12 protein-coding genes are annotated in these 17,556 nt (G+C 45.7%); 9 read left to right on the top strand and 3 right to left on the bottom strand.

What is annotated here, in order from left to right; translation table 11 throughout:
• The first annotated feature begins 107 nt into the window (after window positions 1-107).
• The 5 genes from treR to BMW94_RS02560 all read left to right on the top strand — a co-directional run bounded on the left by treR (window position 108) and on the right by BMW94_RS02560 (window position 7,627).
• Window positions 108-818 (top strand): trehalose operon repressor, encoded by a 711-nt coding sequence (treR, locus tag BMW94_RS02540; protein ID WP_090994090.1) that lies wholly within the window; start codon window positions 108-110, stop codon window positions 816-818.
• Window positions 819-1,201: 383 nt separating this feature from the next.
• Window positions 1,202-2,182 carry a glycoside hydrolase family 5 protein gene (locus BMW94_RS02545; protein WP_072732626.1) on the top strand — a complete coding sequence of 327 codons (981 nt, stop codon included), beginning with the start codon at window positions 1,202-1,204 and terminating at the stop codon, window positions 2,180-2,182.
• Window positions 2,183-2,433: 251 nt separating this feature from the next.
• Window positions 2,434-4,503, top strand: a complete 2,070-nt coding sequence (locus BMW94_RS02550; protein WP_090994092.1) for a bifunctional aldolase/short-chain dehydrogenase — start codon at window positions 2,434-2,436, stop codon at window positions 4,501-4,503.
• Between the two features lie 18 nt (window positions 4,504-4,521).
• The gene (gene rhaA / locus BMW94_RS02555; protein WP_064638766.1) at window positions 4,522-5,793 is read left to right on the top strand and encodes an L-rhamnose isomerase; all 1,272 of its coding nucleotides are present in this window, start codon (window positions 4,522-4,524) and stop codon (window positions 5,791-5,793) included.
• A 160-nt stretch (window positions 5,794-5,953) separates the two neighbouring features.
• Entirely contained in the window at window positions 5,954-7,627 is a 1,674-nt protein-coding gene (locus BMW94_RS02560; RefSeq protein ID WP_090994094.1) for a ribonuclease J, read from the top strand.
• A 148-nt stretch (window positions 7,628-7,775) separates the two neighbouring features.
• Here BMW94_RS02560 and BMW94_RS02565 read toward each other — a convergent pair whose 3' ends face one another.
• Window positions 7,776-8,858 carry a bifunctional 3-deoxy-7-phosphoheptulonate synthase/chorismate mutase gene (locus BMW94_RS02565; RefSeq protein WP_090994096.1) on the bottom strand — a complete coding sequence of 361 codons (1,083 nt, stop codon included), beginning with the start codon at window positions 8,856-8,858 and terminating at the stop codon, window positions 7,776-7,778.
• A gap of 575 nt (window positions 8,859-9,433) precedes the next feature.
• On the opposite strand from BMW94_RS02565, the gene BMW94_RS02570 reads away from it, so the two are divergent.
• From BMW94_RS02570 to BMW94_RS02580, 3 genes are all read left to right on the top strand, one after another.
• The gene (locus tag BMW94_RS02570; protein WP_090994098.1) at window positions 9,434-10,417 is read left to right on the top strand and encodes a LacI family DNA-binding transcriptional regulator; all 984 of its coding nucleotides are present in this window, start codon (window positions 9,434-9,436) and stop codon (window positions 10,415-10,417) included.
• A 171-nt stretch (window positions 10,418-10,588) separates the two neighbouring features.
• Window positions 10,589-12,064: a glycoside hydrolase family 32 protein gene (locus BMW94_RS02575; RefSeq protein WP_090994100.1), complete on the top strand. Its 1,476-nt coding sequence runs from the start codon at window positions 10,589-10,591 to the stop codon at window positions 12,062-12,064.
• Window positions 12,065-12,090: 26 nt separating this feature from the next.
• Window positions 12,091-14,058: a sucrose-specific PTS transporter subunit IIBC gene (locus tag BMW94_RS02580; RefSeq protein ID WP_090994102.1), complete on the top strand. Its 1,968-nt coding sequence runs from the start codon at window positions 12,091-12,093 to the stop codon at window positions 14,056-14,058.
• 105 nt (window positions 14,059-14,163) lie between these two features.
• On the opposite strand, the gene BMW94_RS02585 is transcribed toward BMW94_RS02580, so the two are convergent.
• The gene (locus tag BMW94_RS02585; RefSeq protein ID WP_090994103.1) at window positions 14,164-14,610 is read right to left on the bottom strand and encodes a hypothetical protein; all 447 of its coding nucleotides are present in this window, start codon (window positions 14,608-14,610) and stop codon (window positions 14,164-14,166) included.
• A 399-nt stretch (window positions 14,611-15,009) separates the two neighbouring features.
• On the opposite strand from BMW94_RS02585, the gene BMW94_RS02590 reads away from it, so the two are divergent.
• Entirely contained in the window at window positions 15,010-15,426 is a 417-nt protein-coding gene (locus BMW94_RS02590; RefSeq protein ID WP_175480560.1) for a hypothetical protein, read from the top strand.
• Window positions 15,427-15,581: 155 nt separating this feature from the next.
• Here the strand turns inward: BMW94_RS02590 and BMW94_RS02595 are convergent, their stop codons facing one another.
• Window positions 15,582-17,303 (bottom strand): cellulase family glycosylhydrolase, encoded by a 1,722-nt coding sequence (locus BMW94_RS02595; protein ID WP_090994108.1) that lies wholly within the window; start codon window positions 17,301-17,303, stop codon window positions 15,582-15,584.
• Window positions 17,304-17,556: the final 253 nt, after the last annotated feature.

The raw sequence follows: 17,556 nt of genomic DNA on the forward strand, positions 1-17,556 counted from the left end.
CATCATTTCATCATCGCCAGTTGCGACATTATCGGTTGTTCGACTTTTAATGTTATAATAGGTTGCCAATATGATAAAAAAAGGGTAATGGACAGTGGTGATGAATGATGAATAATAAATTTATCCGAATCTATGAAGATATTGCAGCTCGTATTCGGACTGGAGAAATTGAAGCAGGCACGCTGCTTCCCTCGGAACTGGATTTATCGGAAAGTTATCAAACGTCCAGAGAGACAATTCGCAAAGCGCTGAAAATGCTGTCTGAAGAAGGTTATATTCAGAAAATTCAAGGTAAGGGCTCCATTGTATTGGATATACGTAAAATTGATTTTCCTATTTCGGGCCTCGTCAGCTTCAAGGAACTGGCTAAAAAAATGGGACATCGGGCCAAAACGTACGTTAAGGTTTTTGAAGAAAAAAAGGTCGATCAGGCCTTGTTCAAAAAAATCAATTTTGGTCTGAATGAAAAGGTCTGGGAGATCAGACGTGTGCGCAAAGTGGATGGCGAACATGTCATTCTCGATAAAGACCATATAAGCCAGAGGCTTATTCCTGGTTTGAGCAAGGAAATATGTAATGACTCCATCTTCCAGTACATTGAGGAAGAGCTTGGGCTGACCATCTCTTTTGCCAAAAAGGAAATTTTGGTGGAGGAGCCTACTGCTGAGGATAGGGAATTGCTTGATCTCGAAGGATTCCACAATGTAGTTGTGGTTAGAAGTCAGGTTTACCTGGAGGATGCAAGTCAATTCCAGTTCACAGAGGCAAGGCATCGCCCGGACAAGTTTAGATTTGTGGACTTTGCCCGGCGGAGATGACATCCATTGACCATGCATATGAAACAGAGGGTACCTGTTCACTTCTTTTAGGGGTGAACGAGGTGCTCTCTTTGTTTTGAAAACGATTTGAAGTGTTTAAGGGGGAGATTGCCAAAGAGGGAGTGTGATGATGGCGGAGGTAGCGAGTACAAAATGAATTCCTTATCATGGTAAAAATAACTTGACCAGTAAGCGTTTTCATTTTATTATATGTCCATAACCTTAACGATAAAGTAAATAAAACTAAAGTGTTCATCTATTTTTAGGTTATTTATTATTTTTAATAACCTTATTTTATGATCAGTTACTCTTGATTTTAGTTAACTTATTGCCTTGAGCAGGGTTAATTGAAATAAATAAAAAAATGTAGGAGGTTCTAGCGAATGGTCAAGTTGCAAAAGTGTACAGTCTTTACCGTAATAGCTGCACTTATGTTGGTGATTCTGGGGAGTGCTGCACCGAAAGCGTCTGCTGCTACAGGATTTTATGTAAGCGGAGGCAAATTGTACGATTCCACTGGCAAGGCATTTGTTATGAGAGGTGTCAATCATGGACATTCATGGTTTAAGAACGACCTGAACACGGCTATTCCTGCAATTGCCAAAACGGGTGCCAACACCGTACGGATTGTGCTCTCCAATGGCGTGCAGTACACCAAAGACGATCTGAACTCCGTTAAAAACATCATTAATGTTGTAAGCGCAAACAAAATGATTGCGGTGCTTGAAGTACATGATGCAACAGGTAAGGATGACTATAATTCGTTGGATGCAGCAGTGAATTACTGGATTAGCATCAAGGAAGCACTCATTGGCAAAGAAGACAGAGTTATCGTAAATATCGCGAACGAATGGTATGGAACATGGAACGGCAGTGCTTGGGCTGACGGATACAAAAAAGCGATTCCGAAGCTGAGAAATGCCGGGATTAACAATACGTTGATCGTGGATGCAGCGGGCTGGGGGCAGTACCCACAATCCATCGTGGATTATGGACAAAGTGTATTTGCAGCAGATACACAGAAAAATACTGTGTTTTCGATTCACATGTATGAATATGCCGGTAAAGACGCGGCAACCGTAAAAGCCAACATGGAGAGCGTGTTAAACAAAGGTCTGGCCCTGATCATCGGTGAGTTCGGTGGATATCACACGAACGGGGACGTCGATGAATATGCGATCATGAAATATGGTCAGGAAAAAGGGGTAGGCTGGCTTGCATGGTCCTGGTATGGCAACAGCTCCGATTTGAACTATTTGGACTTGGCTACAGGTCCTAACGGAAGTTTGACATCCTTTGGAAACACGGTTGTGAACGACACTTATGGAATCAAAAATACTTCAAAAAAAGCAGGGATCTACTAAGGTCTATTGGGTCTAGTATTTCTAAAAAAGATTCATCCAATCAACTAGTGACATTAAGCTTGTTCTGACCAAAAATTCTCTTCCAAACACTCTGACCAACACGTCAGGGTGTTTTTTATTGAAAGAAAAATCATTAAAACAGAAACTCTTTTGAATTTTTCCGTTTATATTTAAAATCTTTTGTTTTCAAAACAAAACAAAGATGATAAACTCTGATTAGGAATAAAACAAACATTATCGGAGGGGAACAAATGGTACAGAGTTTATGGAATTCATCACAGGCTTCGGAGAAAACAACCGGACTGGAGCAACTGGTCTACCGATCCAATCTGATTGGGTCAGATCGCCGTGTATGTAACATTTTCGGAGGCAATACGTCTACCAAAACGACGGTGAAAGATTTTCGCGGCCGTGATATAGAAGTGATGTATGTAAAAGGCAGCGGATCTGATCTGGCTTCTATGCAGGCGAAGCATTTTACAGGCCTTGGACTCGAAGATATTCGTCCATTAATTGAACGGGAATCCATGTCGGATGAAGAGATGGTCGAATACCTGGGTCATTGCATGATCGATTCCAAACACCCGCGTGCATCCATTGAGACGTTGCTGCATGCATTCCTTCCATATAAACATGTGGACCATACCCATCCAGATGCGATTATTAGTCTGTGTTGTGCAGATAACGGAAAAGAACTGGCGAAAGAGATTTACGGGGATCGATTTGTATGGGTTCCTTATGTGCGTCCAGGATTCACACTATCCAAGATGATTGCTGAAAGCGTATTCTCGAATCCCAATGCCGAACTGGTTCTGATGGAGAAGCATGGACTTGTGACTTGGGGAGAAACATCGGAAGAATGTTACGCCCAGACGATCAAAATTATTAATGAAGCGGAAGCCTTCATTGAAGCACGTGTCGACGAAGGAAGCCTGTTTGGCGGAGAGAAGCATCCTGCGTTTGAGGCAGAAGTGCGTCGCCAGATCGTATCCAAAGTAATGCCGACCATTCGGGGAGCGGTATCGGATAGCAAAAAAATGATTTTGTCCTTTGACGATCAGGAGGATGTGCTTGCCTTCGTTGGAGGAGTGGATTCGCCGAAGCTGTCACAGGTAGGCGCGGCGTGCCCGGATCATTTGGTGCACACCAAAGTGGTACCTCTATTCATCGATTGGACACCGGACGCGGAGGATATTGAAGGGCTGAAATCCAAACTGGTGGAAGGCGTAGCCGCCTACAAAGAACAATATCAACACTATTTTGAGAGCAACAAAAATGATGGTGACGTGATGTTCGAAGCTGCACCTCGCGTCATTCTTATCCCAGGTGTGGGCATGATCAACACAGGCAAGAGCTGGGCACTGTCCCAGGTGAGCGGGGCATTGTATCATAGAGCCATTGCCGTGATGCGGGGTGCGACAAGTCTGGGCCAATTCGTATCCCTCAGCGCCAATGAATCCTACAATGTGGAGTACTGGCCGCTTGAGCTTTACAAATTATCGCTGGCTCCGGCGGAGACTGAGTTTTCCCGCAAAGTGGCGTTTATTACCGGGGGTGCCGGTGGAATTGGAAGTGAAACCGCACGCAGATTGGTATCTGAAGGGGCACATGTCGTTCTCGCGGACCTCAACCTTGAAGGAGCACAGAAGGTAGCTCAGGAAATTAACGACCAATATGGTGCCAATCGAGCATATGCATTGAAGATGGATGTAACGGATGAGGAAGCCGTGCAATCTGCGTATGCCGAAGTTGCTGTACAATATGGCGGCTTGGATATTATCGTGAACAATGCAGGCCTGGCCACCTCTAGTCCGTTTGACGAAACATCGTTAAAAGAATGGAACTTGAACATGAATGTGCTGGGTACTGGGTATTTCCTCGTGGCACGTGAAGCCTTCAAGTTGATGAAACAACAGGGGATTGGCGGCAGTATGGTATTTATCGGGTCCAAAAACTCAGTCTATGCGGGTAAAAGCGCCTCAGCTTACAGCTCGGCCAAAGCACTTGAGGCTCATTTGGCCCGCTGCATCGCGGCGGAAGGTGGGGAATACGGTATTCGTGTAAATACGATTCTCCCGGATGCCATCCTGCAAGGTTCAGCGATCTGGAACGGTTCATGGAGAAATGAACGTGCAGCAGCCTATGGTATCGAACCGGATCAACTGGAGGAGTACTATCGCAAACGTACAACTTTGCTCGTCAATATTTATCCGAGAGATATTGCGGAAGGCATCGCCTTTTTTGCCTCTTCCAAATCAGAAAAAACAACCGGTTGCATGATGACGATTGATGGCGGTGTGCCGGCAGCATTTACACGATAATAAGGAGGGTTCTCGCACATGGAAAATCAGGTCAAGCAAGCATATGAAGCAGCCAAATCATTATATGCTCAGCATGGAATTGATACGGATGAAGTGCTGAAGAAGCTCGCGGAGATCAAAGTGTCTGTTCACTGTTGGCAAGGGGACGATGTAAAAGGTTTTCTGAATAAAGATGGGGAACTTACGGGTGGAATATCCGTTACAGGTCAATATCCGGGGGCTGCAACGACACCCGCAGAGCTTCGGGCAGACCTGGAGCAAGCCTTCTCCATGATTCCCGGTAAACATAAGGTCAATTTGCACGCGATCTATGCGGATACGGACGAACAAGTAGAGCTGGATCGGATTGAGCCGAAGCATTATGAGAACTGGGTGAAATGGGCCAAAGAACAAGGGCTCGGTCTGGATTTCAATCCAACCTGTTTTTCACATGAAAAATCAAGTGACGGTTTCACGCTAAGTCATTCCGATCCGGCGATTCGCAAGTTCTGGATTGATCACTGCAAAGCATCCCGCCGCATTGGCGCTTACTTTGGCGAGCAGCTGGGCCAGACTTGTGTAACCAATGTGTGGGTGCCGGACGGGTTCAAGGATAATCCGGTCGATCGCATGACACCGCGGAAGCGGCTGAAGGATTCACTTGATGAGGTGTTTGCCGAGAAGCTTGATCCGAAGTATCATCTGGATGCGGTCGAGAGTAAGCTATTTGGCCTCGGCTCAGAAGCGTATGTCGTTGGTTCTCATGAATTCTATATGGGCTATGGACTGCAAAATGATACGTTAATCTGCCTTGATGCCGGACATTTTCATCCAACGGAAGTTATTTCTAACAAACTATCTTCACTGGCCCTGTTTACCAACGGCATTCTGCTGCATGTTAGCCGTCCAATGCGTTGGGACAGTGACCATGTTGTCATTATGGATGATGAGCTGCTGGAAATTGCTCGCGAATTGGTACGTCATGATCTGCTTCCAACGACACATATCGGACTCGATTTCTTTGATGGAAGCATCAATCGAGTTGCTGCGTGGGTAGTTGGCACACGCAACACCATTAAAGCATTGCTGCGTGCGATGTTGGAACCTGTGGATGCTCTGAAATCAGCGGAGCTGGAAGGGGATTACACCCTTCGTCTTGCTTTGACAGAAGAGTTTAAGTCCTATCCTTTCGGCGCGATCTGGGATTATTATTGCGCCCAGCAGCAAGTACCTGTACGTGAACAGTGGATTGCTGAGATCAAAACCTATGAGCAGGAAGTTTTACTTCAACGAGATAAATCTTTCGTATAGGATGATGCAGGCCACGGTGGAGAAGTTTTCCACTGTGGCTTTTTTGCATGGAAACAGCTGCGAAATGCATAACTGCGGTCAGAATTTCCATACTAAAAATACATAGAAAAATGCAAAGCTTCAATGCTAGTACTGCAACGTAGAGGAGGATGCATCCGATTTGAATCTCGCCCACAACAAACTGTATATCGCGGCACTTGGCGGCTTGAATGAAATAGGTAAGAACATGTATCTGATCCAATATAATCAGGACATCATTGTCATCGACTGTGGCTCCAAATTCCCGAATGAAACCCTGCCGGGCATTGATCTCATCATTCCGGATGTGACGTATCTGCTGGAAAATCAGGACAAGGTGAGGGCGCTTGTGGTTACTCATGGACATGAAGACCACATTGGCGGCATTCCCTATTTGTTAAAACAAATCCATATCCCGGTGTATGCATCCAGACTGACACGAGGATTAATTGAACTGAAACTGAAAGAGCATGGGCTGCTGCGCAAAGCAGATCTGCATACGGTTGATTCCAAATCCAGCATTACATTGGGTGGAATTCACGTTTCTTTTTTTGCGACCAGTCATAGCATACCGGATTGTCTGGGTATTTTCTTTCAGACGCCTGGGGGAAATGTCGTCCATACCGGGGATTTCAAGTTTGATATGTCACCTGTAAATGGGCCGTATCCCGATCTGCACCGTATGGCCGAGATTGGCAAACAAGGTGTGCATGTTCTGCTGTCCGAGAGCACCAATGCAGAGAGACCCGGGTTCACCCCTTCCGAGCGTGTCGTAGGTGACCACATATTGGACGCGTTTATTCGTGCCAAACAAAAAGTGTTTATTTCAACCTTTGCGTCCAACGTAAGCAGGGTTCAACAAATTGTAAATGCAGCATTCGAGACGGGGCGCAAGCTGGCTCTGCTGGGCAGAAGCATGATTAATGTAGTGTCCGTAGCCAGTGAACTGGGTTACCTGGATGTACCTGAGGGACTGCTCATTGAGGCCGTTGATTCGGACCAGTTTCCACCTGATGAGGTCGTTGTGCTCTGTACGGGAAGTCAGGGTGAAACGATGGCTGCTTTATCCCGTTTGGCGGCCTCCAAACATCCTCATGTGAAGATTGCACCTGGAGATACCGTTATTATTGCCGCTGGGGCGATCCCGGGGAACGAACGCAATCTTGCGCATGTCATTGATAATCTGTATGTGCTCGGAGCACGCGTCATTTACGGTTCAAGCGGAGCAGCAGGCATGCATGTATCAGGACACGGCAGCCAGGAAGAACTCAAATTGATGATGACCCTGATGAAGCCTGATTATCTAATTCCAGTTCACGGTGAGTTTCGGATGTTGTATCAGCATAGACTACTGGCCGAGTCGGTGGGGATCGAACGGGATCATGTATTCATCGTGAACAATGGGGATATGATTCAGTACAAAGACGGCGTGGCATCTCCTGGTCCCAAAATTGCTTCAGGCAACAGTCTGGTCGACGGTCTGATCATGGGCGACGTCGGGAATATCGTTCTGCGTGATCGCCGGCAACTGTCATCCGATGGAATGCTGGTGATTGTGACTACGCTTAGCAAAACAGAGAAACATATGGTGACAGCCCCTGAGATTATTTCCAGAGGTTTTGTGTTTGTGAAGGACTCCGAAGAATTCATGAAAGAGCTTCATGAGCTTGTTCAGAACAAGATGGATGAGTTAACCGGAAGCGGAGCGAATCAGTGGAATGTGATCAAAAGAAAGCTGAAAGACGAGATCGGTCATTACATCTACGCCCAAACAAAACGAAGACCAATGATTCTGCCCATTATTATTGAGGTTTGAGAAAGTGGAGCAGAGCCGATGTATAGAGATTAAGATGAAGATGAGGATTAAAATTAAGATTAAGATCGTCAAAAGCCTGAGAAATGTAGGATCATACCGTTTTTCGTATGAACCACACATTTCAGTCAGGCTTTTATTGTTAACTAACCTATTGATCCTTCAGCAATCCAGATTGTCTCACAGAGGAGAGGAACTGGTGGAATTGCTCGATGTTTAATTGCTGTGCGCTATCCGAGAGGGCTACAGCAGGATTGGGATGAACTTCAACCATAACACCATCTGCACCTGCTGCAAGAGCTGCCTTGGCACATGGGGCAAGGATATCTTTACGCCCGGTAGAGTGGGTGACGTCCACAAGCACAGGCAGGTGGGTTTCCTGTTTCAGAATCGGCACAGCAGAGATGTCTAGTGTGTTTCGTGTTGCTTTTTCATAGGTGCGAATGCCGCGTTCAATCAGCATAACTTGTTTGTTCCCGCGGGAGACAACGTACTCCGCAGCATGAACGAATTCATCAATGGTTGCCGCCAAACCACGTTTCAGCAGAATAGGAATCTGAACATCCCCGGCAGCCTTGAGCAGTTCAAAGTTTTGCATGTTACGGGCACCGATCTGGATGACATCAATATACTGGCCAGCCAGTTCAATATGGCTCGGGTGCACAATCTCACTAATGGTCTTCAATCCGAACTCGTCGGCAACTTCCTTCAGAATTTTCAATCCTTCGATTCCGAGTCCCTGGAAGTCATATGGAGAAGTACGAGGTTTAAATGCCCCTCCGCGCATTACGGTAATGCCGGCCGCTTTCAGCGCTGCTGCGACCTCGCGTACCTGCTCATAACTTTCAACCGAGCATGGGCCAGCGATCATAATGGGTTTGCCTGCGCCAACCTTGACGTTTCCGATAGACACGACAGTATCTTCCTGCTGATTTTTGCGGCTAACGAGCAGCTGTTTCTTGTGTTCGTCGACCTGAAGGTTCAGGGAAGCCTGGAAAATCTGTTTGAACAGAAGTTTGATGGCATCGTCTTGGAAAGGCCCCGGATTGGCAGCAGTCAGTTCCTCCAGCATTTCTTTTTCGCGAACCGGATCAAATTTGGGTACACCCTGTTTTTCCTTGATTTGACCAATTTCCTGTGTAATTTGGGCGCGTTCTGACAACAAGTGCAGGAGGTTATGATTAATCTCACTCAATCGGCCTCTTAATTGTTCCAAGTTCATGCTTTGATCCATGCTGATCCACTCCTTCAATTTAAATTTATGAAAAAACACAAAAAGGCCCTTCATCCGTAAGGGACGAAGAAGCCGTGGTACCACCCTAATTAGAAACGGTCCTGCTGATTGAATGCAGATCTGTTTCTCACTTTGACCTTTTAACGCAAGGAACGGATTGTCCTAGAAGCTATATCCATGAGGAGCAGCTCTTCAGCAATCGGCTCGGGAGTGAACTTCGGCGGCATGTTCCTTTCGGGTGCTCTCAGTCTTCGGCACCGCGTCCCTGTAATGAACGATAACTCCGCGTACTCTTTCCGTCATAGCCTGTATGAATAATGATATTCGGTTCTGTATTTCATGATGCACGTTATGAATTGAAGTTATACTAGCATCTCATGTTCCTTGTCTGCAAGAAGCTGAATTAATGCCATGCATCAATAACGCTTTACCGTGACGCATTAAGCAACCACTTCCCGTGTTCCGTGAGATTTACTAATAGCTTCATGTAATAGTATTCGCAAGGGTAAGTCATTCCAAGTATAATATAAGGTAATATAAGTGAATTCAAGCGAATGAGAATAAGAGGAGAAGTTATGAATAAAACGATTTCGGATATCGCCCAAATGGCAGGCGTGGCGAAGAGCACCGTCTCTCGTTTCCTGAATGGTGGTTCTGTTAGTGACGATACACGGCAGAAAATTGAGCGCATTATTAAACAATACAATTACGTACCCAATACGTTCGCACAGAGTCTTAAAGCCAAAAAAACCAGTATTATTGGAACGGTTGTTCCTCGTCTGGATTCCTTTGCAACCTCTCAGACATTGATCGGCATCGATGAAGAATTAAGAAATAATCAGTATCAGATGCTAATCGCGAATACGAGCCAGGATATGCAGCGCGAGATTGATGCCATATATGACTTTGCCAGACAGAAGGTATCCGGCATTATTCTGCTTGCCGCAGAAGTGACCGATGCACATCTCAAAGCCGTTGAAGACATCGGAATTCCAGTGCTATTGGTAGGGCAGCAGCATGAACAGTTACACAGTCTGGTTCATAATGATGATCAGGCGGGGTATGAGATGGGTAAACATGTTGTGGAAAAGGGCCATCGGAAAATCGTCTATATTGGCGTTACCGAGAGAGATCAGGCAGTGGGTATCCATCGCAAACAGGGGTTCAAGCGTGCGATCGACGAATGCGGCGGATGTGATGTGACATATTACGAGACAAGCTTCAAAATGTCCGAGGCGATCATTACCGCAGAAGCGATTTTGAAAGAAAGCAAACCGACCATTATTGTGGCCGCAACAGATAACATCGCACTGGGTGTGATGAAGATTGCTTTTTCCAATAAGATACAAATTCCGCAGGATTTATCGGTTACCGGATTTGGCGGTTATGAAATTACCGAGATGATTCACCCTACACTAACGACAGTAAAATATCATTATTTTGAGGCAGGTCAAGTGGCGGCCCAGCATATTATTCGTCTGGTAAAAGGCGATCCAGTGGAGCAGTGCACGATCCTTGATGTGGAGATTATTCCACGAGAAAGCGTTGACAAGATATAAATGAATCCTTTATGATAATTCCATCGAACCGGTTCCACTCCGAATATCCATTACGGATATGGGAACACGGTGGCAGGCGAAAAAGCCATATGGAATTATTTTTTTGAGCGTATTGGAACCGGTTCCTCTAATTTTGGGTTTTACTTTTCGCTAGGATGGAGAACACTTTTTATGAAAATGACTAGAGAGCAACGCTACAGACGAATCGAGCAGGCAGAGCCTGGAGAAATAGGCAAGCTGGAAGCTTTGATCTCTGCTTGTCCATGGAGACAGCATTACCATATCCAGCCGATAACCGGACTGCTTAACGATCCTAACGGATTCTCCTATTACCAGGGATATTATCATCTGTTCTATCAGTGGTTCCCACTCGGGACCGAGCATGGAATGAAGTATTGGTATCATACCCGTTCAAAGGATCTGGTGCATTGGGAAGAAATCGGAATCGGAATCCAGCCGGGCGACACATATGATTCACACGGGGCATATTCGGGCAGTGCTATTGAAAAAGATGGCCAGCTCAATCTGCTATACACTGGCAATACAAGAGATGAAGACTGGATAAGGCATCCGTATCAGTGTCTGGCGATTATGCATGAAAGCGGTTCAATAACCAAAGTGCATCAACCTGTGATTTCAGAAGTACCTTCTGGCTACACGGAACATTTCAGAGACCCCAAGGTTTGGCAGCAGGGTGACACGTATTATTGTGTGATTGGAGCCCAGCGTGTAGATGAAACAGGATGCACCGTATTATATGGCTCGTCAGATCTCAGAAACTGGACGTTTCTTGGAGAGATTCATACTGGGCTACCTAACTTTGGCTACATGTGGGAGTGCCCCGATTATATGGAGATGCAGGGTAAGGGTGTGCTGATCTTTTCGCCACAGGGAATAGAGAGTCAGGGAGATGAGTATCAGAACATTTTTCAGTCGGGCTATCTGATTGGCGAACCACTGGATCTTCAGACAAGGCACTTCGAACATGGTTCATTTCAGGAGCTGGATCGTGGATTTGACTTTTATGCCCCGCAGACGATGCAGGCGGCAGATGGAAGACGAATTTTGGTGGGCTGGATGGGACTTCCCGATTTGGAGTATCCGACAGATAAGAGTGGATGGGCACATTGCCTAACAATTCCGCGGCAGTTGTCACTCCGCGAGGGGAAATTAATTCAGCAGCCAGTCTCTGAAATGGTGAAGCTGCGTGGGGATTCTGAAGGGACTCACATGGAATTCACAATGGATCATGAGACTCGATCTTTCGCAGACTTTGCTGGAATGGCTTATGAATTGGAATGTGAAATCCGTGATTTTGACGCTGAGGTAGTAGGCATTGAATTGCGGGCGAGTGCAAAAGAGAAGACCGTGTTGCAATACGATCGGTTGACTCAGAAAGTAACCCTGAATCGTTCCCAGTCAGGCGCCACGCTCGCGGATCAGAACGGGAATGTGCGACGCTGCGCATTGAACGCAGACGTGCTGAAGTTCCATATCTTTGTGGATTCTTCTTCTATTGAGATCTTTGTCAATGATGGAGAAGAGGTATTCACAAGCCGTATCTTCCCAAGCAAGGAAAGTGTGGAGATTCGCTTCTTTGCACATGAAGGCAAGGCAGCATTTCAGGCATCAAAATGGGATTATTAGATATAACGTGAGAGGAATGAAGAACCATGTCGGATAATCAGCAGATTGCCCAGGACGTTATTCGTGCCATCGGGGGCAAAGAAAATATCGCATCATTTGCACACTGTGCAACACGTCTTCGGATCATGGTGAATGACAAGGACAAGATCGATCAGAAGCAGGTCGAGAACATCGACAAAGTCAAAGGGGCCTTTTTCAACTCGGGCCAGTATCAGATCATTTTTGGAACAGGAACAGTGAATCGGATATTTGAAGAGGTTGAGAAGCTGGGCATCGAAGGATCTTCCAAGGAAGACGTGAAGAGTCAGGGCAAAAAGGAAGGCAATGCTTTTCAACGGGCCATTCGCACGTTCGGTGACGTTTTTGTACCGATTATTCCTGTGTTGGTCGCAACGGGGCTCTTCATGGGTCTGCGCGGGCTGCTCACTCAAAATGAAATTCTATCGCTGTTTGGTGCAACACCGGAGGACATTTCGCCCAATTTCCTGTTATTTACTCAGATCCTGACGGACACGGCATTTGCATTTCTGCCTGCACTCGTAGCCTGGTCTGCGTTCCGCGTGTTTGGAGGGAGTCCGGTTCTCGGCATCGTTTTGGGTCTGATGCTTGTGAATCCGGCACTGCCGAATGCATACGCTGTGGCCGATGGATCAGCACAACCGCTGCATATGTTCGGATTCATACCGGTGGTCGGGTATCAGGGTTCCGTACTGCCTGCCTTCTTCGTCGGATTGATCGGAGCGAAGTTTGAGAAGGTTCTGAGAAGACGCGTGCCAGAGGCGCTCGACTTAATTCTTACCCCTTTTATTACGCTGACGGTCATGATTACACTTGGTCTCTTTGCAATTGGTCCGGTATTCCATTCTCTTGAGGAGTGGGTACTGCATGGAACAACAGCTGTATTGGGACTGCCATTTGGTATTGCGGGCATTATTATTGGTTTCTTCCATCAAATTATTGTTGTTACTGGTGTTCATCACATCTTTAACTTTCTGGAGATTCAATTGCTGGAGAAAACGGGCTTTAATCCGTTCAACGCGATTATTACCTGCGCTATGGCTGCGCAAGGAGCAGCTTGTCTGGCGGTGGGCTTGAAGACCAAAAATACAAAGCTGAAAGCACTCGCACTGCCTTCGTCATTCTCTGCATTTCTAGGGATTACCGAACCTGCTATCTTTGGGGTTAACTTGCGGTATATGAAACCGTTTATCATGGGCCTTGTCGGAGGCGCTGTCGGTGGATTTATCGCGTCCTTGTTCCATTTGCAAGGTACAGGTATGGCGGTGACGGTTATTCCGGGCACCCTGCTGTATTTGAACAGTCAATTGCCTTTGTACATTTTGTCCAACGTGGTGGCCATGGGAATTGCCTTTGCACTTACCTGGTTCTTCGGATATAAGGATCAGCCGGTTGCGGAGGAAGTTCCGAGCCATGCTGGAGATGAGAGCAAGACGGAAGTTCTGTCGCAAAAGTCAAACTCCTCTGCCAGCCAGGCCGTTAACCATCGCACCAAGGTAGATTTGTTGGAAATTGCATCACCGATCACAGGCACAGCGGTTGCTTTGGAGCAGGTTCCTGATCCTGCATTCTCGGAAAAGCATATGGGAGAAGGGATCGCTATCGAGCCTTCTGAGGGCAAAGTATTTGCACCTTTTGACGGCGTCATCGCTCATGTGATGAATAAAAGCAAACATGCGGTAATCCTTGAACATGACACAGGTGTTCAGATGCTTGTGCATATTGGAATTAATACCGTTGGACTGAAGGGGGAAGGCTTTACCGCATATGTGAATAGCGGAGACACCGTAACCGCAGGTCAACTGTTGATTGAATTTGACATGGAAGCGATCCAGGCTGCCGGGCTGCCATTGATTACACCTGTGCTCATCCCGAATGGGAACGAAAAGATCGAACAGGTGATGCCAATTATGACAGGCCCTGTTCAAGCTAATGGAGAAGCACTAATCGTTGTGAAATTTACTGAACCACAATAAGCGTAAACTTTTGAAAAAGACAGGTTGGAAAATGCAAATAAACCCGGTGTATATCACCAGGGTTTCTTTGCATTTTTATGTATCTTTTCTTCTAAACGGAAGGTGTCAAAAAGAATAATACGTCAGTGCGTATTGCATCAGAAAGGCACGAATTTCTTCCCGGCTTAACATCACATTAGATGTGCTGGCTTGCTCCAGGTTAAGAAGCAAATTGCTGACGGCTTCATGCAGGAACAGTATGCGTTCATTTCCCCATAGCTCTTGATGCTTCTGGATACAATGCATGACCTGTGACAACTCCATACCTTTTAAAGCTCTGAACACCGAAGCCCATTTTACCAGATCAGAGGGATGAGAGCCTACAGGCAATTCAAATTCGGCAAAACCATGAACATTCCCGCATGAGATTTTGAACAACCCACAGTAGCAGGATGAACGTTCCTGCGCTATGAAGGGTAATTTTCGCATATCGTACCGAATAATCTCCATGGAACTAATCCGGGTATCAACACAAATCTCCGTTCGAATTTCCACATCACAATCTGCAATCACACAATCCAACCTCCATAGGCAAAATCACCTTATCGTTTTCTATTGTTTTTGTTATCCTGCCGATTATATTACGGCTGAACACAGCTCAAGTAAAACCAACCGGAATGGAAATACGCCTGATTTTCCGATGTTTGATTTGGAATTCACACATGTAAGCGATTAACAAGAGATATATCTTCGTATTGGACTCGAATAACTCGATTTTTTCATCCGCTTATGACAGACCTAGCAACATGCCGCATGACTGCGAAAAGAGGAGATTAGGCAAGAATTGCTCACCTGGATTGTCTGGAATCGATCAGAACGGTGCAGAAATCGCATGCCGTTCAATTGCAGAGACGCAGACAGAGGACTATGATTCGCACATAACATACTCTAATGGCATTTGCAGGATTTGATGTGAAGGCGAGGTTGGCGGCAATGGATGAAGCAATGATGGTGGTATCGACAGGACACGGTGAGGCTGGAAAGAATTTTGTGGATGTATTATTGAAGAGGGGATTTGCAGTTGTCGTGCTTGTACACAGCGAAGAAGAGGGGGAACAACTTCAATCGCTTGGTGCAGTCACCGTGCGTTACATTCAGGAAATGGCAGACCGTAACCAGCTTCCGCTCGAATTTGTAGTAAAAAACGCCTTTGTATTCGAAAATAGCTTGCCGCAGTGCTGCCAGGACATTGAGCTGTGTCGCAGCTTGTGTCCGCAACAACTCTATGTCGTTTCCAGCAACAGGGCTCCTGTTGGGCTTGTTTATAAAGGTCTGGGAGCAACATATGTCATTCACAGCCGGAGTGGAGATGTTTCATTTTTATTGTAAATCACTTAATCGTGGATTCCCGTCGCCAGTCGAATGAACCAATTATAAATGAAAAACGTTGTGTCCAGAGCCTGTTGCCCTGAACACAACGTTTCGTGTATTTCTATATGCTAATTCCAATTCCAATATGCTACACATTGAGCTGTGAAACCCTATTAGGAAGAGATTCCGACAACACTGGAGCCATTCTTTGTAATTTTGTACGTAATGATGTCTCCGCTCCAGAAGTGGAATTTGAGAATCACTTCGCCGTTATTCGTTTCGTTGAAGAAGTTTTGTTTCAGTTCAATCACGTTGCTGCTATAATTCGGACTGAAAGTGTAGGCAAATTCTTTGAAAGAAGTCCAGTTTTGTGGACCTGCATTTCCTCCACTTGTATAAGTGGCTTCCATGGTGGCCAGCTGATTGCCATTAAAGGTAGTCGGAATCGCAAACGAGCTCGTTGTGCCTGTTACATTGCTCAGTTTAGGCGTGTCATACTTGATGATATTCAGGTTCCAGTTTGCACCTTTGTTGAATTTGACGGTCAGCTTGGCATTAACCCCAAGATTGCCGGAAGTGGTCAGTCTCGTTAACAGGCTCGATTTCAACGTCAGCACATCACCACTGATCGTGTAATCTGTACCTTGAACAAGAGTAGTGCTGCCATTAGCAAGTGAACTAAATGTATTGCCATTGAAATTCAGTTTTACTGTTTTATCCTGAATTGCAGCCCCTTTTTTCAGATAAACCAGATCGGATTCAGCTGTGGAGGAGCGACCTGTCCAGCTTGCTTTCATCGTGTTATATAGATCCTGATCAGACCAGGTGAAGCTGGTACGGCCAAAATGCTGTCCATTATCCCATAACATAGTGGTCATCTGTTTCTGACGCAGGTATTGGCCGATAAATTCGAAGAATTTCAGCTTCTCACCTTGCTCGATGACACCTGTGTGCTGATCAAAGCCGAGTAAGCCATACTCACCGACGATAACCGGAATCCCTTTGGCTGTGAATGCATTGTACACTCGGTCAAATGTAGTCGTAATATCCTGTTGCACTTCAGCATTATATTTGGTGTACCCTGCAATATTCACGCTAAATGGCCAGAAGCCATAGTAATGAACGGTAGCGATAATGTTCGGGTCATTCAATTTCGCAATTGTCTGGGATAATGCATCCAGATCTGGTTGAGCGGAAGAGGTATGCATCGTTGGCAGGACCAATGGACGTGTTGCATTATTTCCACCCGATGTTCTCACGATGTTATGAAAAGATACATTCAACTCATCCAGCAAAGCGTATGCTGTAGCGGTATTCGTTGTGTCACCGGTGAAGCTTGGTTCATTTACACTTTCGAACATCAGCTTAGTGGATGAGTTTTTGAATTTGTTAGCAATTTGAGTCCAGACAGAGTTGTAACGAGCGAGAACATTGGCATGGTCATTCTCCATATAGCTGATCCACTGCCAGGAATCGTGATGGATATTGATCATGACATACAGATTGGCATCAAGCGCCCAGTTTACAACTTGTTGTACACGATTCATGTAAGCAGCATCAATTGTATAGTTGGGTGCTCCTCCTATATGAGCTTGCCAGGTCACAGGAATACGAATGCTCTTGTAGCCTTGATTGGCGATATTTTGAATCAGCTGCTGAGTGATCAGCGGGTTACCCCAGGCCGTCTCATCTGCACCAACAGCATCCAGCGAGTTACCCAAGTTCCAGCCCGGCTCCATCGCAGTGACATAAGACTGAATATTGGTTGGAGCAGCGGCTGCACTTGTCTGGATCGAGTCATCTGTAGCAGCAGAAGCGATGGCGGATGAGAACAGGGACAGGATCATTGTTGCTACAATAGTGAGTGAGAGGAACGATTTGCGGTTTTTGTTCATTAACATATTCTCCTTTGTAATGATTATTGTTGAACTAATATAGAGCGCTTACAAAAAAAATGAAGATTTAAGCTCGGCATAGAACAGGACTCTGGATAGATTTAAATGGAATCACCACCAAATTAAGTATTGAAAACGTTTTCTGAAATGCAAATATAGCACGATTCATCGAAAGTAAATACCCTCGTAATTAGCACAAAATCCATGTCATAATTAGAGATTAATGGATTATTTTATTCTAAATTCATTCAAA

This window comes from Paenibacillus sp. OK003, from assembly GCF_900109515.1.
GTDB lineage: Bacteria > Bacillota > Bacilli > Paenibacillales > Paenibacillaceae > Paenibacillus > Paenibacillus marchantiae.